Origin of the sequence: Saccharolobus shibatae B12, from assembly GCF_019175345.1 — an archaeon.
Lineage (GTDB): Archaea > Thermoproteota > Thermoprotei_A > Sulfolobales > Sulfolobaceae > Saccharolobus > Saccharolobus shibatae.
This window is the reverse complement of sequence record NZ_CP077717.1, coordinates 2548138-2571243: the sequence shown is the minus strand read 5'-3', so window position 1 is coordinate 2571243 and position 23106 is coordinate 2548138. Positions and strand designations below refer to the sequence as shown.

The 23106-nt window shown below is 35.2% G+C and carries 27 protein-coding genes; 16 read left to right on the top strand and 11 right to left on the bottom strand.

Going from position 1 to position 23106, the window contains the following annotated elements; translation table 11 throughout:
- Positions 1-25: 25 nt before the first annotated feature.
- The 5 genes from ilvC to J5U23_RS13650 all read right to left on the bottom strand — a co-directional run bounded on the left by ilvC (position 26) and on the right by J5U23_RS13650 (position 4582).
- Positions 26-1033 carry a ketol-acid reductoisomerase gene (gene ilvC, locus J5U23_RS13670; protein WP_218258683.1) on the bottom strand — a complete coding sequence of 336 codons (1008 nt, stop codon included), beginning with the start codon at positions 1031-1033 and terminating at the stop codon, positions 26-28.
- Positions 1005-1397 (bottom strand): ACT domain-containing protein, encoded by a 393-nt coding sequence (locus tag J5U23_RS13665; protein ID WP_218258682.1) that lies wholly within the window; start codon positions 1395-1397, stop codon positions 1005-1007. The genes ilvC and J5U23_RS13665 overlap by 29 nt, the downstream gene beginning before the upstream one ends.
- Positions 1375-3093: an acetolactate synthase large subunit gene (locus J5U23_RS13660; protein ID WP_218266427.1), complete on the bottom strand. Its 1719-nt coding sequence runs from the start codon at positions 3091-3093 to the stop codon at positions 1375-1377. The genes J5U23_RS13665 and J5U23_RS13660 overlap by 23 nt, the downstream gene beginning before the upstream one ends.
- A 207-nt stretch (positions 3094-3300) precedes the next feature.
- Positions 3301-3801 carry a magnesium-dependent phosphatase-1 gene (locus J5U23_RS13655; RefSeq protein WP_218258680.1) on the bottom strand — a complete coding sequence of 167 codons (501 nt, stop codon included), beginning with the start codon at positions 3799-3801 and terminating at the stop codon, positions 3301-3303.
- Positions 3794-4582 (bottom strand): GTPase, encoded by a 789-nt coding sequence (locus J5U23_RS13650; RefSeq protein WP_218266426.1) that lies wholly within the window; start codon positions 4580-4582, stop codon positions 3794-3796. Before J5U23_RS13650 ends, J5U23_RS13655 begins: the two co-directional genes overlap by 8 nt.
- 34 nt (positions 4583-4616) lie before the next feature.
- Here J5U23_RS13650 and J5U23_RS13645 point away from each other — a divergent pair, with 34 nt between their 5' ends.
- Positions 4617-5594 carry a hypothetical protein gene (locus tag J5U23_RS13645; protein ID WP_218266425.1) on the top strand — a complete coding sequence of 326 codons (978 nt, stop codon included), beginning with the start codon at positions 4617-4619 and terminating at the stop codon, positions 5592-5594.
- Here J5U23_RS13645 and J5U23_RS13640 read toward each other — a convergent pair.
- A complete protein-coding gene (locus J5U23_RS13640) occupies positions 5591-6433 on the bottom strand; it encodes a UbiA family prenyltransferase (protein ID WP_218266424.1) in 843 nt (280 codons plus the stop codon). The two genes, J5U23_RS13645 and J5U23_RS13640, sit on opposite strands and share 4 nt — an antisense overlap.
- Before the next feature lie 11 nt (positions 6434-6444).
- Between J5U23_RS13640 and J5U23_RS13635 the strand changes: the two genes are divergently transcribed.
- Positions 6445-6675 carry a PolB1-binding protein PBP2 family protein gene (locus J5U23_RS13635; RefSeq protein WP_012713813.1) on the top strand — a complete coding sequence of 77 codons (231 nt, stop codon included), beginning with the start codon at positions 6445-6447 and terminating at the stop codon, positions 6673-6675.
- On the opposite strand, the gene J5U23_RS13630 is transcribed toward J5U23_RS13635, so the two are convergent.
- Positions 6646-7533, bottom strand: a complete 888-nt coding sequence (locus J5U23_RS13630) for an NAD(P)/FAD-dependent oxidoreductase (RefSeq protein WP_218258676.1) — start codon at positions 7531-7533, stop codon at positions 6646-6648. The two genes, J5U23_RS13635 and J5U23_RS13630, sit on opposite strands and share 30 nt — an antisense overlap.
- 29 nt (positions 7534-7562) lie before the next feature.
- Positions 7563-7934 carry an adenosylmethionine decarboxylase gene (gene speD / locus J5U23_RS13625; protein WP_218258675.1) on the bottom strand — a complete coding sequence of 124 codons (372 nt, stop codon included), beginning with the start codon at positions 7932-7934 and terminating at the stop codon, positions 7563-7565.
- Between the two features lie 114 nt (positions 7935-8048).
- Here speD and J5U23_RS13620 point away from each other — a divergent pair, with 114 nt between their 5' ends.
- Positions 8049-8336 (top strand): DUF211 domain-containing protein, encoded by a 288-nt coding sequence (locus J5U23_RS13620; RefSeq protein ID WP_009991103.1) that lies wholly within the window; start codon positions 8049-8051, stop codon positions 8334-8336.
- Entirely contained in the window at positions 8326-9297 is a 972-nt protein-coding gene (locus tag J5U23_RS13615) for a TIGR00269 family protein (protein WP_218258674.1), read from the top strand. The genes J5U23_RS13620 and J5U23_RS13615 overlap by 11 nt, the downstream gene beginning before the upstream one ends.
- On the opposite strand, the gene J5U23_RS13610 is transcribed toward J5U23_RS13615, so the two are convergent.
- The gene (locus J5U23_RS13610; RefSeq protein ID WP_218258673.1) at positions 9273-9797 is read right to left on the bottom strand and encodes a cob(I)yrinic acid a,c-diamide adenosyltransferase; all 525 of its coding nucleotides are present in this window, start codon (positions 9795-9797) and stop codon (positions 9273-9275) included. The genes J5U23_RS13615 and J5U23_RS13610 overlap by 25 nt on opposite strands.
- Before the next feature lie 82 nt (positions 9798-9879).
- Here J5U23_RS13610 and leuS point away from each other — a divergent pair, with 82 nt between their 5' ends.
- The gene (leuS, locus tag J5U23_RS13605; protein WP_218266423.1) at positions 9880-12714 is read left to right on the top strand and encodes a leucine--tRNA ligase; all 2835 of its coding nucleotides are present in this window, start codon (positions 9880-9882) and stop codon (positions 12712-12714) included.
- On the opposite strand, the gene J5U23_RS13600 is transcribed toward leuS, so the two are convergent.
- A complete protein-coding gene (locus tag J5U23_RS13600) occupies positions 12698-13297 on the bottom strand; it encodes a hypothetical protein (protein ID WP_218258671.1) in 600 nt (199 codons plus the stop codon). The two genes, leuS and J5U23_RS13600, sit on opposite strands and share 17 nt — an antisense overlap.
- 1 nt (position 13298) lies before the next feature.
- Here J5U23_RS13600 and hisC point away from each other — a divergent pair, with 1 nt between their 5' ends.
- Genes hisC through serS form a run of 11 tightly spaced genes read left to right on the top strand, consistent with a single transcriptional unit; the run spans position 13299 to position 21547 of the window.
- Positions 13299-14429: a histidinol-phosphate transaminase gene (hisC, locus tag J5U23_RS13595; protein ID WP_218266422.1), complete on the top strand. Its 1131-nt coding sequence runs from the start codon at positions 13299-13301 to the stop codon at positions 14427-14429.
- Complete coding sequence (hisG, locus tag J5U23_RS13590; protein ID WP_218266421.1) at positions 14407-15267, top strand: ATP phosphoribosyltransferase; 861 nt, start codon at positions 14407-14409, stop codon at positions 15265-15267. The genes hisC and hisG overlap by 23 nt, the downstream gene beginning before the upstream one ends.
- A complete protein-coding gene (hisA, locus tag J5U23_RS13585; protein WP_218266420.1) occupies positions 15268-15966 on the top strand; it encodes a 1-(5-phosphoribosyl)-5-((5-phosphoribosylamino)methylideneamino)imidazole-4-carboxamide isomerase in 699 nt (232 codons plus the stop codon). It begins immediately after the preceding gene.
- On the top strand, positions 15959-16540 hold the full coding sequence (hisBd, locus tag J5U23_RS13580) for an imidazoleglycerol-phosphate dehydratase (RefSeq protein WP_218266419.1): 582 nt from the start codon (positions 15959-15961) through the stop codon (positions 16538-16540). Before hisA ends, hisBd begins: the two co-directional genes overlap by 8 nt.
- Entirely contained in the window at positions 16537-17292 is a 756-nt protein-coding gene (gene hisF, locus J5U23_RS13575) for an imidazole glycerol phosphate synthase subunit HisF (RefSeq protein WP_218266418.1), read from the top strand. Before hisBd ends, hisF begins: the two co-directional genes overlap by 4 nt.
- Positions 17289-18485: a histidinol dehydrogenase gene (gene hisD / locus J5U23_RS13570; RefSeq protein WP_218266417.1), complete on the top strand. Its 1197-nt coding sequence runs from the start codon at positions 17289-17291 to the stop codon at positions 18483-18485. Before hisF ends, hisD begins: the two co-directional genes overlap by 4 nt.
- Complete coding sequence (gene hisE, locus J5U23_RS13565; RefSeq protein WP_218258664.1) at positions 18478-18762, top strand: phosphoribosyl-ATP diphosphatase; 285 nt, start codon at positions 18478-18480, stop codon at positions 18760-18762. The genes hisD and hisE overlap by 8 nt, the downstream gene beginning before the upstream one ends.
- Complete coding sequence (hisH, locus tag J5U23_RS13560) at positions 18759-19358, top strand: imidazole glycerol phosphate synthase subunit HisH (RefSeq protein WP_218266416.1); 600 nt, start codon at positions 18759-18761, stop codon at positions 19356-19358. Before hisE ends, hisH begins: the two co-directional genes overlap by 4 nt.
- Positions 19359-19360: 2 nt before the next feature.
- The gene (gene hisI, locus J5U23_RS13555; protein WP_218266415.1) at positions 19361-19723 is read left to right on the top strand and encodes a phosphoribosyl-AMP cyclohydrolase; all 363 of its coding nucleotides are present in this window, start codon (positions 19361-19363) and stop codon (positions 19721-19723) included.
- A gap of 26 nt (positions 19724-19749) precedes the next feature.
- A complete protein-coding gene (locus J5U23_RS13550; RefSeq protein WP_218258661.1) occupies positions 19750-20148 on the top strand; it encodes a metal-sulfur cluster assembly factor in 399 nt (132 codons plus the stop codon).
- Positions 20149-20173: 25 nt separating this feature from the next.
- Positions 20174-21547, top strand: coding sequence for a serine--tRNA ligase (gene serS / locus J5U23_RS13545; RefSeq protein WP_218258660.1), 1374 nt, complete (start codon positions 20174-20176; stop codon positions 21545-21547).
- Here serS and J5U23_RS13540 read toward each other — a convergent pair whose 3' ends face one another.
- A complete protein-coding gene (locus tag J5U23_RS13540) occupies positions 21548-23068 on the bottom strand; it encodes a B12-binding domain-containing radical SAM protein (protein ID WP_218258659.1) in 1521 nt (506 codons plus the stop codon).
- Positions 23069-23106: the final 38 nt, after the last annotated feature.

Genomic DNA, 23106 nt, shown 5'->3' with positions numbered 1-23106 from the left:
TATATAAATAAAAGTTTGTAATATTTTAGCTTTTAGGCTTTCCTTTTTGGATCAAGTCTTTTAGTTGATTACCAATCTTCTCTTCTAAACTATTCTGAACTTGTGAGAGACCATTAACTACTGTTGGCATGCCTCTACCATATTCTTCTACCCATTCTTCAGCAAATTTTCCACTCTTTATTCTCTGTAAAGCCTCTTTCATTCTTTTTCTTACATCCTCATTTATTACAAACTTTCCTACTGTCATACCACCATATTTAGCAGTATCAGATACTGCTTTTAACATACCAGTAATTCCCTTTTCATAAACTAAATCCACCAACATCTTAAGCTCATTTATAGTTTCAAAGTAGGCTACTTCTGGTTGGTATCCTTCCTCTACTAAGGTTTCAAATGCAGCCTTCATAAGTTCCATTATTCCTCCCACAAGTATTACTTGCTCTCCAAATAAGTCTGTCTCAGTCTCTTCCTTAAAGGTAGTTGGAATTACGCCGGCCCTAGTAGCACCTATACCTTTAGCTATTGCTAAAGCCTTTTGAAGAGCTGTACCGCTTACATCTTGATGAATTGCAACTAAAGCTGGAACACCACCTCCAGCCTTATAGTACTCTCTAACTGTAGGACCTGGACCTTTAGGAGCTATCATATATACATCTGAATCCTTAGGTGGTTCGATTAGTTTATAGTGAATGTTAAACCCATGTGCAAATACTAAATCTGCACCTTTTTTCATATAAGGCTGTACGCTCTCTAACCATAGCGTCCTCTGAACCATATCTGGCACCAAGAAGATTATTATATCAGCATCCTTAACTGCATCCTTAGTGTGAAGTGGAGTTATCCCATCACTCTTAGTCAATTCCCACGATTTTCCTTCCCTTTCTAATCCCACTACAACATTTAATCCCGAATCTCTTAAATTCTGAGCCCATGCTCTTCCCTGACTTCCATAGCCTAAGACCGCTATTCTCTTACCCTTAATTACATCTAAATTACTATCTTTATCAGTGTAGATCTTTGACGTAGACTTCACCCCAACTATATCCTTTTACTCTATTGAAAACTGGTACATAAATTATCATGTCACCTTCTTTTACCCCTTCTGATTGATTCTCTATCACCTTTCCATCCCTTATTATAACCCTTTTTAATTGCGCGTCATCTAAAATCTCTACCTTACTGATATCTACTGTCTTACTCAGCAGAAGTACTGCTGTGTTAAAATTATTGTGATCCTTTACTCCAATATAAAACTCATAGAGATTTTCATCATTTGCCTTCCAGCCGTATATCCAATCAATGTCCATAAATAATTTCCTGAAGTTAGATGCTATCCTCTCTATTAAGCCTGGATCCCTATAATAAGCCAATACCTTAACTACTCTTTCTTGGGTCACGCAAGATCACCTGTTTTAATCTTCCACCTGGTGGTAATGTAGGTAAGGCCAGCTCTTCCTTATCTACTGGTACTCTGATTACTGCGGGGATATCTTCCTTTATCGCACTCTTAATTGACTTTTCTATGTCCTCATAGGTCGTTGCGTTAAAACCTAAAGCACCAAATGCCTCAGCTAATTTAACGAAGTCTGGTGAAGGGCCGTAATCTACACCTACTATTCTCTTCCCGAAGAATAAGTCTTGAACTTGTCTTACTAACCCTAAGGTTCTATTATCAAATATCACTGATATTACCGGAATGTGCTCATCTACAGCTGTGGCTAGGTTTGTTCCAGTCATTAAGAATGAGCCATCACCATCTAGATCCACTACAACTTTATCCGGTCTAGCTAATTTAGCTCCCATTGCAGCAGGAAGACCAAAACCCATTGTACCCATCCCAGATGAGGTTAGAAAAGTTCTAGGTTCCAATACTTCCCAAAACACTTCAGCCCACATCTGATGTTGGCCTACACCAGTAGTCACTATTGCATCCCTTGGTAATGCTTGCCTAATGGTCTTCATTATCTTCCAAGGCTTTAATTTTCCGTTCTCCTCAGTATAGTAAAATTGAGAATAATATTCTTTATACTCTTTAACTCTTTTCAGCCATGCGCTCCTATCTCTTTTTTGACCTAGTGTGGTTATTGCCTTAATTAGTTCCCTTAATATTATCTTGGCATTACCGTAAATTCCGACATCTACTTTTATGGCCTTTTCTCCGTCCGTCGGATCAATATTTACCATTATGAATTTCTTTCTAGTCTCTACCATTTCATCATATGATGTAAATGTCCTATCACTAAATCTCGCACCTACAACTAGCATTGCGTCAGATTCTAGGGCAGCCATTGATGCTTCTGCTCTTCCATAGTATCCCATTGGTCCGAAATATAGGGGATGATCATGTGGTATTGCAGTTTTTCCAGGGAAAGTAGAGACTATTGGGATATGCAATAGTTCTGCTAACTCTAAAATTTCTGGGGTTGCGTTAGCCCATACTACCCCAGTACCTACTAAAATTATTGGTCTCTCTGCATTGATTAGAATCTCAGCAGCCTTTTTCAATGCTAATCGGTCTATCCTAGTTGGGAAATCTCTATAACCCTTTACAAGCGGCTTCTCTGGCCATTTTATCTCTTCCATTTTTTCATAGAAAATATCCCTAGGAATATCAATTACTACTGGCCCAGGTCTTCCAGTAGTTGCAATGTAAAATGCATTCTTAATCCATTGGGGAATTTCATCTATTCTCTTAATACCAATAACGTATTTAGTTACATTTTCAAACACTCCCATAGCATCAGCTTCTTGGAATGCCATCTTACCCATAACGCTTCTAGGCACGTTACCGGTTATTGCAATTACGGGAGAACTATCCCAGTATGCGGTAATAAGCCCAGTAGTTAAATTTGTCGTACCAGGACCAGATGTGGCTGTGCATATTCCGGGTACTCCAGAAGCTCTTGCGTATCCATCTGCAGCATGTGCAGCAGCTTGTTCATGTCTCATCAGAACATGTCTAAGCTCACCATTTGCCAAATCTTCCACGAAAGCATCATATATCTGCATGTTCGATAGTCCAGGTATTCCGAAGATTACCTTAACTCCTTCTCTTTTTAGAGAATCAACTAGAATTCGTGCACCTGTTGGCAATTTATATCACCTTTTGTATATAGATACCTCATATCTAACTCGATCTTCATCTCCTTTATCAAGAAATCTATTGAAAGTTTTGAAATACGTATCAAATTTGGAGGGAGAACTCACCTATCATCTTTTTCACGTCTATGTTTGTATGTATGTATGTTTTTAAACTTTTTCATTATTTTTATTTAGCAATGATAAAGTGTATAATAAAAACTATTCATTTTCAACGTGACTTAATATGCTAAATATTTCGCTATACCTAGTAATATCTTTCCACATCTCTAAACACTTTACATCCCCTAGATACAGCCAAATATTCCCGAAATGCCCTCTCCTATCATCTAAGAAAAGGATTTGGTTAGGTTTTATTTTTAGGTTAGTTTTGGCATTAATCTCAATAATTATTTGACTCAACATTAAAAATTTATAGGGATAAGGCCTTGCTACAATTATATCAAAATATTGAAGCAAATCTAGTGTAGCTAATACTTTATTTGCCTTATCTTCAAAATTCCACGTAGCTAGACCTAATATGTAACCTCTATTTTTTAATTCCTTAAGAGTCTCTCTAACGTCTGGAAACAAATGGAGAACTCTACCTTTTGAATCCTCTAAAGTGTTTGCATCTACAAGCTTTAAAGGTTCTTCAAACTCCGATATATTGTGATGATCCCACAAGGTTTTATCAGCGTCAAACACTATTGCTCTAATCATCTCTATATAGACTAGGGGGGAGAGTATAATAAGCAATTTTGCCTTCGTGGTAATCCCTTATTATGGCCTTAGCAGCCATATCAATATTGGGCTCTTTAGTACTCTTATAGAACCATCCTCTCTTTATGGCTATTTTTTCTAATAGTTCATAAGGATTGGAAAAATCCACTTTATAAACGTGAATTAAGCTCTCTTTCGAAAATTCAATAATTCTATTTATTAGAATTAAAGCGGGTTTTACGGGGTCTTCTAATAAATCTACGTTGGATCCCCTAATTATTTTCTCTAGTTCGTCGCCATCTGGGGGTATGACGCCAGGTGTATCCCACGCATAGATCTTTTTATCAATTTTAAATAATTGTAGAGATTTGGTATAACCATATTCTAATGGATGGGCCGAGGTTTGAGCTGAATGCTTACCTTTGAGGGCGTTAATTATCGAAGACTTTCCAGATTTCGGATACCCCACAAATACTACAATCCCTTTATCTCCCTTTAATATAGACTTCATTGTATCACGTAAAAGTTTAGTACCCAAATGGGAAGTTGCTGACATATAAACACTCTCAATGTTCTCTTCTTCCTTAAAGTAATTCTTCCAAGCTCTAAGAACCCATAAGGGTACTAAATCTCCTTTGTTTAATACTAATAATATTTTCCTGCTATTTTTTATTGAAATGTTCTCTATTTTCTTAGACCTAGTTAGAGAAGGCTCTCTGGCATCCAACACTTCGACTATAAGATCAGATCTCTTGATCAACCTAATGACTTTTCCCAGCATTCATTTTATTTTCTTGTAATTGCTATTTTTATGCATGCCTAAAGGAGAGTTAGCGATATTTGACGAAGGGGACTTTGAAGGATCGATAGATTATCAGTCCTTTACGAAATCAATCAAGCTAAGTAATATAAATAAAGAAGCGAGTTTCTCTATAGATATAACATCTAAACCTACTAAGTTTTATCTTATAATTCAAGCTAAACGAGAAAAAACATATTTGCCTAGATGGAGACTTTGGTTCGATAACTTCTCCTTAACCAAAGAGTTTAAGCCAAATCTTGAAACTGAGGTAAATGATATCCAAGTTATCTCAACTATAGTCTATGATATAACTCCTATAACTAAAGAGGGGAAACATCAGATAGCAGTCTACCACCCATCTATTCAAACACTTGAATTGCTGAATCTAAGTCTAATTTCGTTCTATAAGATTGAAGGTTTTAGCACTAAGTATAGACTAAGTGCAGGCTCATTAATATTAAATCGAAACGATTCGGTTTCTTTTCAATTAATGAAAAAGTCATATTTTGTGATAAGGAATGAGAGTAAGGAAGGAATGGTAAAAATAAGTGATACAGACGGGAAAACAATCTACACAGTATTACCTAGCTCTGATAGTGATGAGATAGAAATTGAAAACAATGATGTGGTAACAACAACGCTTCACTCAAATAATGAAAAAGATTATGGAGTTATTTTAGCCTCGTACAACTTACTTGAAAAAGCTCCTAAAATAAATTTTAGTGTAGACAGCAAGGTGAATAACAACATAATTTACTTATACTTGAAAAATGAGAGCGAGATAAGCTTAGATAAACTAATAATAAATGTTATGATAAATGGTGTTCCAGCTCATTTTAAAACGTTTACCAATATAGAGATTGATTCGGCTATAGACCTAAAATTACCAATATCCATACCACAAAATAAGAAAGCTCAAGTAATTAACATAAGAGTAGTTGGGATAAAGGGAGGGTATAGAAAGATAATAGATAAGCAAATTAGCCTTTAAAGAATTGGTAGACTCCCTAACAAAAACGCGATTATCCCTGCAATTGCTGAGATTTTTAGATATGTTCTAGCTTTAGAGGCTCCTTCTATTGTCTCTTTTTGAATTATGGAAAGAATGGTAAAGGGAACAAAAGCGATTATTAAGATTATGATATAAATTAAATTGAAACCTATAAAGAACGGTAAAGGCGAAATTACCAATAGAAGCATAAGTAGAATTTTAGCTATTCTCCAAGATTTACTTATCCCCAAGGTTGTGGCTAATGTTTTCACGTTATTAAGTAAATCCCCATTATAGTCTTCAATACCCTTTACTATCTCTCTTATTAGTGTGAGAAAGAATGAATAAAATGTGGGAATTATTATTCTTAAAAGCCAATTATCAGAGAAAAATGCAAGTCCACCATAGAATATTGAAAGAGCAGTAGTTGTTGCCACTAACAAATTACCATAAAAACCAGTTTTCTTTAGATCTTTAGCATAATATACCAGACCAATCGTAGTTAATAACGCTATTACTATTGCGTAAATATTTAGTAGAATTGAAAGAACAATACCTATTACAAATAGTGTTATTGACAATGCTTTAGCTTTATTGACAGATATTCTACCAGATGGAATAGGTCTATACGGTTTGTTAATTTTATCTATTTCCACATCATATACGTCATTTATAACGTATCCTCCTGCTGCAATAAGGCCAACTACCAGTGCGGATAGTAAAATCCCTTTGAGTTCAAGATACCACTGAGAGGAAACCAAAAAGCCCATAATCGCTCCTAACGCTGCCCCTATAACATTATGTATTCTAACAAGTTGCATATAAGATTTTAAACTCACGATAACGTTAAATGAATACTAGATTAATATATCTTATGTCTGTTAATCAGAAGGAAATTGAGATTGCAATAGAATATTTTAAAAATTATGTTTCCGTGGGTGAGATAGCAGCTACAATGGATCTTAAGGCTAGAGGCATTTCCAACCCTCAAGCTGTAATATCTAAGCTAATAGAAATGGGAATAATAGAAAAAGGGGAAGGATGCTATAATTTAGTGAGGAAATCTATGGATAAGAAGTGAATGTAAGTCAAACTCTTCGTAAATGTTGAGCGTTTTATCGTTATATAACTTAAATAGAACTGGAAGAAGCTTCCAGGCGGATTCCAGAAATCTAGTTATATAGTATTGTCTTCTTATCTCTTTAGCTAAAATCTTATACTTGGAATGATACTCATTGAATTTCCCACTACGGATTCCATTTACTAAGGGATATAATAAGCTTGCGATACCAAATATTCCCCCACCAGTAAATGTTTTTATAAGTCCAGTCGAATCACCAAACTTCAAAGTCTTTATGTTAGATACAGGGGAGACGCGTGGAATTGCTCCCCCATGAATGTCTAAAATCCTTTTATTAATATTAGGCAGAAACGCCTTTGGATCGCTATACGAGATCGCACCCACTAAGGTACCATATGGTAAAGGAACTATCCAACTAAACCCTCCAACGTTTTTAGAATCTATATAAACAATAATGCTTTCCTCGTTTATCGGTTCCGTCAAATACTCTATTGCCTTAATCCATTTGGCATTACCTTTCCAACCACTACAATCTACTACTATTCCCTCATATTTTTCATTCTCTGATATTACAGTATTGCCATTAATTATTGCATCTCTTGGTCTCTTTGTCTTTACTTCCCCATCAAGCCATATTTCTAAGTTTTCCCTATTCAGTCTGATAACATCGGTATCTACATAAATTGTGTATTTTCGGGCATATTTTATTTCTATAGATCTAAATTCTCTATCTATAAATTCTCTGCTAACACCGAGCTCTAAAAATGTTTTACGGCTTATTACACCAGTACACTTCTTACCCGGAAAACGTCTTCTATCAAAAACTATTGGATTAGAATCCAGAATATTATATGCCAATAATAGTCCAGCTAATCCCCCACCTACTATTAGAACTCCGATGATCTATCAGCCTCATTTATAGTATATTTCTTAGCCCCCAATTTTTCCACTATATAATTAAATGCTTTTAAGGGGCTAGTATGTGGACCACAAGAGTAGACATCAACTGTTGCGAATCTATACTCAGGCCATGTGTGTACAGTTATATGACTTTCTAGTATAATCGCCACTACACTTACTCCTTCTCCAATTTTCCATGACTTTATATCAAGAATGTTCATATTACCCACGTCTGCAGCTTCTTTTATTATTTGCTCTAGTCTTTTAGTATCTTTTAAAACGTCCTCCTCACAATCATATAGGCTTCCATATACTTGCTTTCCTACTACTTTAGGAAAAGCTAACTCTACCCCCATCATCAACCCCCCACTTAAACCCCTCTACTTTATCATTTATAAATTTATTTCCGCTTGGTCACGGTTAAAAGTAAGTTTTTAATGCTAATTGATAAATACTAATGTATCTGATGAGCAGTGGCAATTAGAAGACTTGTTTTAGACGTTCTGAAGCCCATTAGGGGAACATCGATAGTTGACTTAGCCGAGAGAATATCAAAATTGGATGGCGTAGAAGGTGTAAATATAAGTGTCACTGATATGGACGTTGAAACTATGGGATTAATGATAATAATTGAAGGAACTAGTCTCAATTTTGATGATATAAGAAAAATGCTGGAAGAAGAAGGATGTGCAATCCATAGCATTGACGAAGTAGTGAGTGGGAATAGAATAATTGAGGGAAAGATAAAGGATGATTTGTGATAACTGCAAAGTACGAGAAGCAGTAATTCTACAACCACATACTGGAAGAAAATTATGTAAAGAGTGCTTTATAGAAGACGTTAGGAAAAGAGTCGAAATAGAAGCTCGAAAGCAAGAGATAGTTAATTCCAATAAAATACTTTTAGCAGTATCAGGCGGAAAGGATAGCCTAGTACTAGCCGATACCTTGTCTCAATTTATAAACCCATCTAGACTAATAGCATTCAATATAAATGAAGGCATAAAGGGATATAATAGAAGTGAATACGTGAAGAAGCTTGAGGAATATCTGAAGGATCTAGGGATTGAATTGATAAAAAGCGGATTTAGAGAAGAAATTGGTTTTTCTCTAGATGAGATGCTACAAGCTTCATTAAAGAAGAACCTTAATGTATCCGCTTGTACCTTTTGTGGAGGATTTAGGAGGAAGTTGATTAATGAAGCTGGAATTAAAGTAACCGCAGATTACGTGGCAACCGGGCACAATTTAGACGACGAGGCGCAGACTATAGTTATAAATTTGATAAGAGGTGACCTGTTGAGACTAATAAGATTAGGTGATAAACCATTAATGGTAAGTAGCAAGTTTGTAATGAGAGTTAAGCCATTGAGAAAAATCTACGAATGGGAAACAACAATCTATGCTCATCTCAAAGGCTTCGAGTTTCAAGAAACAGAATGTCCATATATTTCTCAAAAACCAACTCTAAGGGCTAAGGTCAGAGAACTATTGTACAAGCTAGAGGAGAAAAAACCTGGTACATTACTGAGAATACTAGAACAGTTTGATGCAATTTCGGAGAAACTCAAAAAAGAGTACAGACTTACTAGTGAATTGCCTAATTGTATAATTTGTGGAGAACCCACTACGCCTGGAAGAACTATATGTAAAAATTGTGAATTACTAATCAGATCTGGTTTAATGCCTCAAGAATATCAAAAATACTTGCCTATATCATAAAGTCTCTCCTTTACGTTTTTCCTCTTATTTGCTACTATGGCCATGGAGAATAGTAAAGAAGATAATCTGTTCAGATAAACAATTATCCATTTATTGAAATTCAGTTCTTTAGAGTAAGCTACTGCATTTCTTTCAACCCTTCTAGAAACGCTTCTTGCTACATGCAAATATGAAGCTTCCTCAGAACCACCTGGTATTACAAATAACCTTACGGGACCACTTTCTTTCCTATATTCGACAGTTCTACTCTCTAACCACTTTACAGTCTCCTCATTTATTCTACCTCTATCTTGAATAATCTCCTCACCTAATACAAACAACTCAGTTTGAATACGCATGAGATCATTTTGCATATCTTCCCATTCTATTTTTGTTAATGCAAGACCTATGAAGGAGTTAAGCTCATCTATATCCCCCAATAGATTTACTAGAGGGGAATCTTTTCCTATTCTCTTAGATACTACATTGGTATTTCCATCGTCTCCAGTTCTGGTGAACATTGGTTAATATTTAAAAAAGACCTAGCTATATCATTTTTGGTGAAGTAAAATAAGTTCACAATATAGGGACTTTATTGACTTTTTGAATAACGTTGCTCATAAGTGGCAGATTAAATGGGAGGAGGCTAAAGTTTACGAGTCTAATCCAAATCCTAATAGACCTAAATTTTTCACTACAGTTGCATTTCCTTATCCTAACAGCCCTTGGCATATAGGGCATGGAAGAACTTACGTCACTGGAGATATTTTAGCTAGATATAAACGAATGAGAGGATATAACGTATTATTCCCCATGGCATTTCACTACACAGGAACGCCTATAATGGCTATGGCTGACGCAATTGCAAAAGGAGATAAAGAGCTCATAGAGACATTTAAGGATATTTATGAAATATCAGCAGACGTAATCCCTAGAATGTCTGATCCACTATTCATGGCAAACTATTTTAAAGAGGATATAAAGACTTCAATGAGAGAAATAGGATTAGGAATAGACTGGAGAAGGGAATTTACAACAATTGATCCAGAATTTTCATCATTTGTAACATGGCAATTTCATAAATTACAGAGCAAGGGATATGTAGTAAAAGATACACACCCTGTAGGATGGTGCCCAGTTCATCATATACCAGTTGGTATGCATGATACTAAAGGAGATGTAGAACCAGAAATAGGCGAATTTGTATTAATATATTTCAATTCAGAAAAGGGTATATTTCCCGCAGCTACGCTTAGGCCAGAAACAATATTTGGTGCTACAGGGTTATGGATAAATCCTAATGAGATGTATGTAATTGCTAATATACTAGGCAAAAAGATGATATTAAGCGAGAAATCTGCTACTAAATTGTCTTTTCAAATAGATAATATAGAAATTGAGGATAAGGTAAAGGGGTCAAAACTAGTTGGGCTTAAGGTAGAAAACCCAATAACCGGCAAGTACATAGGAGTAATGGGGGCAGACTTCGTTGATGCTAGCTTAGGGACAGGCGTTGTCATGAGTGTCCCAGCTCATGCTCCTTTTGATTACTACTATTCCAAGAAGATACTTAAAAATAATAATATTGAGATAATATCAGTAATTACAGTTGAAGGTTTAGGAAATGAGTTAGCTAAAGACGTTGTGGAGAAGAACAACCCAAAGAATGACGAGGATCTAAAGAAATTGACAGAATATGTGTATAGAACAGAGTACAATAAGGGTATATTAAGGTCTGATCTTGAAAATTTAATTAAGGAAGAGTATAGAAATGAGTTAAAGAATTTAGGTGGACTTCCCGTTCCCAAGGGTAGGGAACTAATAACTAACTTCTTAATTTCTAAGGGCTTAGGTAGAAAAATATTCGAAATAATGAATAAACCAGTATATTGTAGGTGTGGCACAGAAATTGTAGTTAAGATACTTAAAGATCAGTGGTTCCTAGATTATTCAAATGAAGAATGGAAGGGACTTGCGAGAAAATCTCTATCTAAAATGCAGATAATTCCTGAGGAATCCAGAAAGGATTTTGAATTCACTATTGAATGGTTAGAGAAAAGAGCTTGTGCGAGAACTAGAGGGTTAGGTACTCCGCTACCTTGGGATAAGAAATGGATAATAGAGAGTTTAAGCGATTCGACAATCTATATGGCATTTTACACTATTTCCCACAAAATTAAACAATATAAAATATCACCCTCCAGGTTAACTCAGGAATTTTGGGATTACGTAATGTTAGGCATAGGTAATTTAGAAGATGTAAGCAAAAATACTGGAATACCCTCTAATATCATAAAGGAGTTAAGAGAAGAATTCTTGTATTGGTATCCTTTAGACATTAGACATAGTGGAAAGGACCTAATTCCGAACCATTTGACTTTCTTCATCTTTAATCATGCTGCAATCTTCCAAGAGAACTTATGGCCAAAAGCAATTGCTGTAAATGGTTTAGTATTATATGAAGGAAAGAAAATGAGCAAATCTCTTAGAAATATTATACCGTTAAGAAAAGGTCTAAAAATGTATGGAGTTGATGTAATGCGCATTGCAGTATCATCTACAGCTGATATGGGATCAGATGTAAACTTTTCCGAATCTTTAGTTAAAACCGTAGGAGAAACCTTAAGAAAAATGTATGAACTCTTCAAGAGCTTAGATGATTATACTGAAGAAACCTTTGGATTCCCAGAAAAATGGCTATTATCAAGAATATATGAGATCGCAACTAATACAACAAAACATATGGAAGCGTTAGAGCTGAGAGATGCCGCCAATGAATTACTATTTGTCTTCTCTTCAGATTTGGATGAATACTTCGGTATGGTAAACGCTGAGGGGAGAGGGGCAAACAATAAACTCTTACGGGAAGTCCTAACAATATGGCTTAAGCTTATTACACCTTTCGCTCCGCACTTAGCAGAGGAAATATGGCACGAAATCTTAAAACAAACTACATTTATAGTAAATGAAAAATGGCCTGAAATCGAAGGTTCAAAGATAGACGAACTAACACTATTGAAACATGAATATATGAAAAGAATAGTTGAAGATATAAGGTCTATCTTAAATGTCTTTAAGGGAACACCAAAGCTCATTAAAATTTATGCTTTGAACGATTCTAGGTACGTGGAATTGCTTAGGGATGCTATAGAGGCTAATGGGCAAATGAAAAAGTTTATGGATGCTCATAAACCTAAAAGTAAAGAGGATGCTAGAGTTTTACAGAAAATCTTCAATGAGTCTTTAGAAATTGATGATAAAATGAAGAAATTAATTACGAACTACAATATTAATGAGGTAGATGTGCTTAATGAGTTATCAAAATATATTAGAAGAAAGTTAAATGTAGAAATTCGAGTAGAGCCTTATAATGAGGAAGTCAAAAAGGCATATAATAAAGAAGCCATGCCCATAAGACCAGCTATAATAATTGAGTAAGGATAACTTTTCGATCTTTAACTTCTATTATACCTAACTCTTTAAGAAGTGCTAACTCAACTCTAACATTATCTCTACTTATTTCATATTTTTTTGAAATTATATTTATTAAATCTTTAATTTCAACTTCTCCTCCATATTCCTTTAAAAAATTAATAATATCCTCATGTATGGGTCTTAATTTCCTTTCAATTATTTCTCCATTAATTACGCTAAATATAAACAGATCTCCGGCATTATTTTGAGCCTTATATAAATTTGTAGAAACTTTATCTATCTTTAAAATGTCGTCAAAATACCTATTTATTTTTACAAAACTCGTTACCAGATTATATCTCATTGGTAAGTCAGAGGGCCCCTCAGCCTCGAAAACGATTACGTATGAATCCTCATCACATCTCTGATCTATTTCTCTCCCAGACAATTTTAAGAATTTTTCGTAATTAATAATACATATGCTAACTCTATCCTTATATAATCTCTGTGCAATATCGTAAATTAAAGCGATTTTTACATTCATGTGATATGACTGCAAAAGTACCTTTCCCGTTCTCAGAGATATCAAATAGTCTATCAAATTCACGATGAGACTTTCATTAAAGCTTATTTATTTATTTTACTTTGCTTATCTAGGGTTTTATATTGCACCAACCAGGTTAGTTAGAAATAAGATAAAGTCTTGGCTATTAAATGCAAGTGAGTATGATTTTACAGACATAAAAGAAGGAATAAGATTACATCTTAATGAATCTCCATTTGAACCTCCACAATTTATTGTAGATGCAGTAAAGATGTACTTAAGTAAGGGAAATAGATATCAGCATCCAGAGTTCTTAGAGAGATATAGGGAATTAGCTGCTGAATATTCAAAGGTGGAACCAGAAAACATTTATCCCTCTGTGGGTGCAGATGGGTCAATTAGAGCAATATTTTACAATCTTATAGAACCTGGTGATACAATAGTAACAAATTATCCGTCTTATAGCATGTATTCAGTCTACTCATCAGTAAGAGGAACTAAGGTGATTAAGGTAAATCTTAAAGAAGATAATGAATGGTGGAGAGAAAACATTGATGATCTGTTAGCCCAGGCAGAAAAAGCTGAGTTAGTAATAATTGATGATCCTAATAATCCCACGGGTTCTCCAATGCTTAATGGGAAAAGGGAACTAATAGGCCAATTAGCGGAGAATGCGAAAGGTTTTGTTGTAATTGATGAAGCCTATTACGAATTTGGGGGATATACAGTTTCTCCTTACATTTACGATTATCCTAACGTTTTAGTAGTTAGGACTCTGAGTAAGGCATTTTCATTAGCTTCCTATAGATTAGGCTATACGATTGCCAATGAGGAAATAGTAAAGACTCTCTTGAAGTCATCAACACCTTTTGATATACCTTTACCTTCACTTATTGCGGGAATAACGGCATTAGAAAACTCGTCATATATAAAGGATGTTATAGACACAGTTAGTAGGAATAGGGAAATATTATATCAAGGACTCAAGAATCTAAATCTGAAAGTTTATAAATCAATAACCAATTTCCTTTTGATAAAAGATAATAGGAACTTACAAGAAATGCTTATGAGACACGGTATTGCAATAAGAAAGTTATATGACAACTTTTATAGAATAACAGTAGGAACTGAAGAGCAGTGCAGAATGGTTATAGATAAACTTGGTGAGGAACTTGAAAATAGCAATTCCAAATAAAGGAAGGCTCCAACAACCTACATTACAATTTTTACAATCAGTAGGCATAAAACCATTAGCAAGTGATGATAGAGCACTGATAGTGCCGACAAGTTGGGAGGGAGTTCAGTTAGTCATGATCAGAACTGAGGACATACCTAATATTGTGGAAACTGGTGCTACAGAATTAGGAATTACTGGTCACGATTATGTTATAGAAAGTAGTGCAGATGTTGAGGAGTTAATCAAACTGGACTTTGGAAGATCAAAAATAGTTCTAGCAGTACCTCAAACTTGGAGTGAAAATTCAGTAGAAGAATTGAAAGGAAGAGAATTTAGAGTAGCTACCAAATACTACAATATAGCAAAAGAATACGTAAGAAAAAAAGAACTGAACGCTAAAGTAGTAAAGATAAGTGGAGCTGCTGAAGTAATGCCATCACTAGGTGCTGCTGATGCAATAATTGACGTTATGAGCACTGGTACTACACTAAAACTGCATGGGTTAAAAGCAATAGATATTATTATGGACTCCTATGCTGTAGTTATAGGAAATAGGAACTGGATAAAAAACGATGAGGCTGATAGAATTAATTTACTTCTTACAATGATGAAAGGAGCAATCGCGGCTAAGGGTAAGAAAATGATATTCATGAATGTACCTGATAATAGGTTAGATGGAGTAATAAACTCATTACCTGCAATGTTAGCCCCAGCAATAACCAGGCTAAGTAGATCTGACATTTGGGAAGTGATTACGGTAGCAGATGAGGATATATTACCAGAGGTTATAGCCAAAGTAAAAGCCGCTGGAGCTAGGGATATCGTTGTGATTGATATAGAGAAAGTGGTGAAGTAATTGAGTAACATAATTCCGAGTATTGATATAAGCCTTGGAAAAGCGGTAAAAAGAATTAGAGGAGTTAAGGAAACGGGTCTAATTTTAGGCAATCCAATAGAACTAGCAAGCAAACTCTATAATGAAGGGTACACAAGAATACACGTAGTTGATTTAGATGCTGCGGAAGGAGTTGGCAATAATGAGATGTACATTAAGGAAATTTCCAAAATAGGATTTGATTGGATTCAGGTAGGTGGGGGTATAAGGGATATTGAAAAAGCTAAAAGATTAGTTTCGCTAGATGTTAACGCGTTAATCTTCTCCACAATAGTATTCACTAATTTTAACTTGTTTCATGATATTGTAAGGGAAATTGGAAGCAATAGAGTAATGGTGTCAATAGATTATGATGATACAAAGAGAGTTCTAATAAGGGGATGGAAAGAAAAATCAATGGAAGTTATAGATGGTATCAAGAAAGTAAATGAACTTGAATTATTAGGAATAACACTAACCTATATCAGTAATGAGGGCACAACGAAAGGAATAGATTACAACGTGAAGGATTATGCAAGACTGATACGGGGATTAAAAGAATACGCTGGGGGCGTTTCAAGTGATGCAGATATTACGTACTTAAAAAACGTTGGGTTTGACTATATAATAGTTGGAATGGCTTTTTACCTAAACAAAATAAGGGGGATTAACGTTGGCTAGAAGTGCTAATATTACTAGGGAAACAAAGGAGACTAAAATAGAGGTATTCTTAGATATAGATAGAAAAGGCGAAATTAAGGTATCCACTCCAGTTCCATTCTTTAACCATATGCTTATAACATTACTAACTTACATGAACTCTACTGCAACAGTATCTGCTACTGATAAGTTATCCTATGATGATCATCATATTATAGAAGATGTTGCAATAACGCTTGGATTAGCGATAAAGGAGGCATTAGGCGATAAGAGAGGTATAAAAAGATTCTCTCACCAAATTATACCAATGGATGAGGCGCTAGTTTTAGTTTCACTAGATATATCAAATAGGGGAATGGCTTTCGTAAACCTTAATTTGAAGAGAAGTGAAATTGGTGGATTATCTACGGAAAATATTCCACATTTCTTCCAATCCTTCGCTTACAATAGTGGAGTTACCTTACATATTTCTCAATTAAGTGGATATAATACACATCATATCATTGAGGCTAGTTTTAAGGCCTTAGGATTAGCACTATACGAGGCAACGAGAATAGTTGACAATGAAATAAGAAGCACGAAGGGGGTCATATGACGACGAAGAGAATAATAGCTTGTCTGGATGTAAAGGGCGGTAACGTAGTTAAAGGAGTAAATTTCCTTAATCTTCAATTTAAAGGAGATCCAGTCAGTCTAGCCAGTCTATATGAGGAGGAAGGTGCTGATGAGATAGTCTTCTTAGATATAACTGCAACCATAGAAGCCAGAAGAGCATTATATAGTGTAATCAAGGATACTGCGAGTGTATTGTCTATTCCCCTAACAGTTGGTGGTGGTATTAGAACGCTTGATGACGTGTCAATGGCGTTAAGTTCGGGAGCGGATAAGGTTAGTATAAATACTGCCGCAATTGAAAATAGCCAAATAGTGAAAAAATCCGCGGAAGAGTTTGGTTCACAAGCAGTAGTAGTAGCCATAGACGCCAAGAAGATAAATGGAAATTGGAAGGTCTTCACAAAATCCGGAACTTACAATACCGGACTTGATACTATAAAGTGGGCTAAAAAAGTGGAAGAACTTGGTGCGGGTGAAATACTGCTCACTAGTATTGACAGAGACGGTACCAGACTTGGCTATGACTTAGAATTAACTAAGAAAATAGTAGATTCTGTTAATATACCTGTAATAGCTAGTGGAGGAGCTGGTAAAATGGAGCATTTTTACGATGTTTTTTCCCTCGCAAAAGCCGACGCAGCGTTAGCTGCTGGTATATTCCATGATGGGATAATTAAAATAAAAGACCTGAAGTTGTATTTAAGCCAGAAAGGCATTGAGGTGAGAATATGATTTCCTATAGTTTACCAAATGAGAGACCTAACGATTTTAGCAGAGTGATTCCAATAGTTAGAGATATTATTGAATCTGTTAAGGCTAGGGGAGATAACGCGTTATATGAACTAACTGAAAAATTGGATAAGGTGAAGATAAATAACATCAAGGTAAGTGAAGAGGAATTAAGAACACAAGCTTCTAAGTTAGATCCTAAGGTTAAGCAAGCTATAGATGTGGCTTATGAGCAATTAAAAGCATTTCACGAAATGCTAGTTCCTCCAAATATTGGAGGGGGTTATCAAGGAATATCATTTGGAGTAGTTTGGAGAAGTATAGAAAAGATTGGAATATATGTTCCTTCAGGTAGATATTCCTATCCATCAACCTTACTAATGGCTGGAATACCAGCAAAAGTAGCTAAGGTAAAGGAAATTTACGTAGCCTCTCCTCCTACTCAAGAAGGATCAGTAAATCCGGCTTTAGCTTATGTTGCAATTAAGCTAGGAGTAAATGACGTTTATAAGGTAGGTGGTGCACAAGCAATAGCTGCTTTAGCTTATGGTACTGAGAGTGTAAGGAAAGTTTACAAGATTGTAGGACCGGGTAATGTTTATGTCCAAGCTGCGAAGTTCCTAGTGAGTAACGTTGTCGGAATTGATGGAATTGAAGGACCAACTGAATTAGTAATAATAGCAGATGAGACTGCAAAGCCTGAACATGTTGCATTAGATATGAAGGCACAGGCTGAACATGGTCCTGATACGTATATAGTACTCTTATCTAATGATGACGAACTTCTAAAGAAGGTTGAAGAGAAAATAAAGGATGATAAAAAAATATATTACATAATAAAAACTAAAAATATAGATGAGGCTATAGAAATTGCAAATAAAATTGCCCCAGAGCATCTATCCTTATATATTAAAGACGCATATACCTTAATGGATAAAATAGTAAATGCAGGCGCAATAAGCCTAGGAAACACACCTCCAGCAATAATAGATTATGTAGCTGGTCCTAATCATATTTTACCTACTAATGGCTGGGCTAGAATTAGAGGAGGCGTTACTGTTTACGATTTTATAAAGCCAACAATGTACGCTAATGTCCGTGATATAAATAAACAATTACTTGAAGCATCTATTTCTTTAGCAAACTATGAAGGATTCATAATTCATGGTAAAAGTATAGGTGCCCGATATGAGTAATGAAATAGTAGATGAATTGTACAAAGTTATACTCGATAGGATAGAAAAGAGGCCAACTGGTAGTTATACCGCTGAAATTGTAAATAAGGGAAAGGCATACGTAGCGAGGAAAGTTGGTGAGGAATCTGTAGAAACAATAGTAGCATCTTTAGCGGAGAATAAGGAGAGATTTATAAGTGAAGTTGCAGATTTGATTTATCATCTATTAGTGTTAATGGCATTAGAAGGCGTAACACCAGATGATATTTATAGAGAGTTAGAGAGGAGGAGAAAATGAAAGCGTTAGTAATTAATTACGGAGTAGGGAATTTGTATAGTATCTCGTCAGCTCTAAAAAGAGTAGGATTTGAAGTAACCATTGATAATAAACCAAGGAAAGATTACGATCTAATTGTATTCCCTGGTGTTGGAGCATTTTCAGCTGTAGCCGAATTTATTTCAAAATATAAGGACCTATTCAATGATCTAAGAAGGAGTGGGATTAGCTTTTTAGGAGTTTGTCTAGGTATGCAGATAATGTTTGAAAAGGGAACTGAGGGAAAAGAGAGTAATGGATTGGGATGGTTCAAGGGTATAGTAGATAAGATAAATGCTAATGTGAAACTTCCTCACATAGGTTGGGATTTAGTATTTGAAGTAAAAGATTCTTGTGGATTAACTTATGGATTAGATAAGAAATATGTTTACTATGTTCATAGTTATATAGCATATCCTACTAGTGAAGATTATGTTTACATGAAAAGTCAGTATGGAATAGAATATCCCGCATTAGTATGTGAAAAGAATGTTGTAGGAACTCAGTTTCACCCAGAGAAGAGTTCAAGTACTGGTAAAATATTTCTAGAGAATCTTAAGGGGTGGATTAAACGTTAAAATTGAATGAAGAGGAAGCGCAGAAGATTACATCCTTATTTAACTTTAGACATGAGGAAAATACAATAATTGCCGTAATTCAAGACTATAAAAGTAAGGAAATACTAATGGTGGGAAATATGAATAAGGAAGCGTTGTTCAAGACATTAACCACTGGCTATCTTCATTTTTGGTCTCTAAGTAAAAAGAAATTATGGTTAAAGGGGGAAACTAGTGGAAATTTTCAAATCATCGAAGAATTTAAAGTGGATTGTGATGCAGATGCTGTACTTTTTAAAGTAAGATCATTAGGACCTATTTGTCATACTGGTAACTATACCTGTTTTTACAGAAGTTATGATGAGCTAATTAATAGTAAGAGTTAAAATTTACTTTAACAGAGTTAAAGAATATGAGTTCACAACAGCAAAAAGTAGACAGGGAAGAATGGAAGAAAAAAATAATGGAGGCATTAAAAGACGTTTATGATCCAGAAATTCCAGTTGATATAGTAAATTTGGGACTTATTTATGATCTGAAAATAAATGACGAAGGTGATGTTTACCTTAGATTAGGATTAACAGCACCTGGATGTCCAGTTATTGATGATTTAGTATATACTGTAGAGCAAGTAATAAAGGAAAGTGTACCAGCTAAGAGTGTAGAAGTTGACATAGATTTAGATACACAATGGACTCCATTAAAAATGACAGCTGAGGGTAGAGAGAAGTTTAAGCAATTATATGGTTACGATATAGTTGAGATGTGGGTACAGACTTATGGACTACCAGCTGATGAACAGAAGTCATAAAATTGCTTAATAACTATGTTATTCAATGTCTTGGAGTATCCTAGAGTTTTTGCGAAAAAATCCGGAGGAACTAAAAAATAATTTGAAAAGACGGGCTATAGATGTTTCTTTAGTAGACAAGGCTGTCGAATTAGATAAAAAGTGGAGACAAGTTTTGCAAGAAGTTGAAAGATTAAGGCATCAACACAATGTTTTAAGCTCTCAGATTCCTAAGCTCTCTGGGGAAGAAAGAAAGAAGAAAATTGAGGAAAGCAAAAATTTATTGAAAATCTTAGAGGATAAAGAAAAGGAATTGGACAAAATAGAGGACGAAAGAGATAGATTACTATCGTCTCTGCCAAACCTTGTAGCTGATGATGTGCCAAATGGTCCAGATGATAGCTATAATATTCCTATAAAGTTTTGGGGAAAGTTTAAAGTGTATGAAGGAGATGTTGAAGAATTTCTGAGGCAAACTAAAGATGCTAATGTAAACTATGAAGTAATTAAATGGAAACCTAAAGGACATGCAGAAATGCTAGAGGACGTATTACATTTAGGGAACACGCTCAAAGCTGCTGAAATAGCGGGGTCTAGATTTTACTATTTATTTAATGATATAGTTTGGCTAGATTTCGCGTTATTACTCTTCGCGATAGATTATATCACTCAACAAGGGTACACTTTAGTTCTTCCTCCTTATATGCTAAGGGGAGAAGTTATCCAATCAGTTATCGACCTAGATACATTTAAGGATGCAATATACAAGATAGAAAACGAGGATCTATATCTAATTGCAACTGCAGAACATTCAATAGCTGCCATGTTCTTTAAAGAGGAAATTGAGAAAGATAAATTACCCCTAAAATTTGCTGGAATTAGTCCCGCTTTTAGAAAAGAGGCTGGCGCTGCTAACAAGGATTTAAAGGGAATTTTCAGAGTTCATCAATTTCACAAGGTTGAGCAATTCGTATTTTCAACCCCAGAAGATAGTTGGAAGTACCATGCTGAACTAATAACAAATGCAGAGAGCATATTTCAACAACTTGAATTACCATATAGAATTGTAAATATAGCATCAGGTGATTTAGGCGCATGTGCTGCAAAGAAATTTGACTTAGAAGTATGGATGCCAGCTCAAGCCAAATTTAGAGAAATGGTAAGTTGTAGTAATTGTACAGATTGGCAAGCTTTCAGAATGAAGATAAGATATGTGGATAGGAAAAATAATAAGAGAGGTTATGTGCATACGTTAAATAGTACTGCAATTGCTAGCACAAGAACCATAACGGCTATTTTAGAGAATTATCAAAGAGAAGATGGAGTGGTCGAGGTACCAAAGGTATTAAGAAAGTATCTTGAAATATTTCCGAAAGCTCCTAAAGATTACATATATCCATTAAAAAATAAGATAATTTAATTATGCTTTTAGTTGACTCTCTAACCATTTTTCTACTTCTCTCATTTTCTTCTTTGCGAATCTTAGGAATAGCTTCAATGCGAATCTTACTGGCATATATACTGGCCCTTTCATGTAGAAGGAATTTATTATATCCTCAGCCCAATATACGTCATGCCAGAATACTTTTCTGTATAGCTCTATATGTGCCTCACTTAACTTTACTCTAGTGAACCAATCTCTATTTTTGAAAAAGCCCATAGGCACGAAGAACATAGGAACTAATATACTTCTATATGGTCTTAAATTATCTACTAATTCTATCGTTTTGTAAACGTCATCTTCAGTCTCTTCTGGCAAACCTACTATCATAGTACCAGCTGGAATTATCTTGTTTTCATGCATTATCTTAAACGCCTCTTCTACTATCTCTGGATATTCTTCAGGCTTATACGGTGCGGATTTAGCTGGCATTATCTCTTTGGCTAATCTAACTGAACCAGTTTCTATTCCTACCTCAACACCTAGATACCTTTGCTCATCATCAAATATTATCTCACCTAGTTTACTAATTAAACCATACTTCTCTTCAGAGTATCTTATTGCAGCTAGACTTGCATGACTCCACGCTATTGTCTTATAATATTTCTTAACTAGTGTATGGAGCTTTATTAATGGTTCTGGCCTAGGATATATTCCTACTGCACCATAAAATAGCACGTCATCACTATGTACAACCCCATGTCTCACTCCTGCTCTAACATTTGTTTGTAATTCCTTTTCAATTTTTTCTAATGGATAATACCTAGTAGGTCTTATAGTAACAGAGCAGAATCTGCAAGATCTAGCACATCCCCTCATTATCTCAATCATACCATTAACGCTTGCCCCCTTAATTTCTGAAATATCATCTATATCCGGTACATCATCGCCGCTAACGTAAACGTATTTTGGTAAGGGCTCATTATCTAATATCATTTGTGCCAATTTGACTACAATTTTTTCTCCTTCACCATCTACCAACGTATCTACGCCAACTTTCTCTATCATATCTTCTCTCCATAACCATTGCCATGTTGAAGGACCGCCTACTAATATCTTCATTCCTCTCTTCTTGGCCTCTTGGATTTCCGGTTTATTTATTAAAGCTTGGAAGCTCTTATAATTTATTGGTTCCTTTTTAGTTATACCCCACCATGTTGAAGATGGTGGACCGAAAGCGAAGTAATCATGATGTGAAAACATTAAGGCCTTAGCGTATTTTAAATGCCTATCTAGATGATCTGGATCTATTATTGCTGCCTTAAATCCTTCATCTATTAGTTTAGCCTCAACTTTCCTCATTCCATATGGGGCTTGCTCTGGTCTTCCTAAGTCATCAACTTTCATTTTAGGGCAAGCTAGCCATTTCCATACAGATTCGGGTACTCCTACAGCAGGACCAGTACCTAAAAATCCTAAGAATTCCTTTCCGTGATGGTTAGTCATTAAACATCTATCTGTTGTTAATATGAAATCAAATGTCTGCTCCAAAAAATTCACCTACTTACTTTCTCTCCTCTAATCGTATATAAAAACCC

Coding starts and splice junctions, on each gene's coding strand:
- J5U23_RS13635 (WP_012713813.1), top strand. CDS start 6,445: ATGAATACTAGATTAATATATCTTATGTCTGTTAATCAGAAGGAAATT.
- J5U23_RS13655 (WP_218258680.1), bottom strand. CDS start 3,801: ATGATTAGAGCAATAGTGTTTGACGCTGATAAAACCTTGTGGGATCAT.
- J5U23_RS13650 (WP_218266426.1), bottom strand. CDS start 4,582: ATGCTGGGAAAAGTCATTAGGTTGATCAAGAGATCTGATCTTATAGTC.
- J5U23_RS13645 (WP_218266425.1), top strand. CDS start 4,617: ATGCCTAAAGGAGAGTTAGCGATATTTGACGAAGGGGACTTTGAAGGA.
- hisH (WP_218266416.1), top strand. CDS start 18,759: ATGAAAGCGTTAGTAATTAATTACGGAGTAGGGAATTTGTATAGTATC.
- hisE (WP_218258664.1), top strand. CDS start 18,478: ATGAGTAATGAAATAGTAGATGAATTGTACAAAGTTATACTCGATAGG.
- hisD (WP_218266417.1), top strand. CDS start 17,289: ATGATTTCCTATAGTTTACCAAATGAGAGACCTAACGATTTTAGCAGA.
- hisC (WP_218266422.1), top strand. CDS start 13,299: ATGAGACTTTCATTAAAGCTTATTTATTTATTTTACTTTGCTTATCTA.
- hisF (WP_218266418.1), top strand. CDS start 16,537: ATGACGACGAAGAGAATAATAGCTTGTCTGGATGTAAAGGGCGGTAAC.
- speD (WP_218258675.1), bottom strand. CDS start 7,934: ATGATGGGGGTAGAGTTAGCTTTTCCTAAAGTAGTAGGAAAGCAAGTA.
- J5U23_RS13550 (WP_218258661.1), top strand. CDS start 19,750: ATGAGTTCACAACAGCAAAAAGTAGACAGGGAAGAATGGAAGAAAAAA.
- J5U23_RS13610 (WP_218258673.1), bottom strand. CDS start 9,797: ATGTTCACCAGAACTGGAGACGATGGAAATACCAATGTAGTATCTAAG.
- serS (WP_218258660.1), top strand. CDS start 20,174: ATGTCTTGGAGTATCCTAGAGTTTTTGCGAAAAAATCCGGAGGAACTA.
- J5U23_RS13615 (WP_218258674.1), top strand. CDS start 8,326: ATGATTTGTGATAACTGCAAAGTACGAGAAGCAGTAATTCTACAACCA.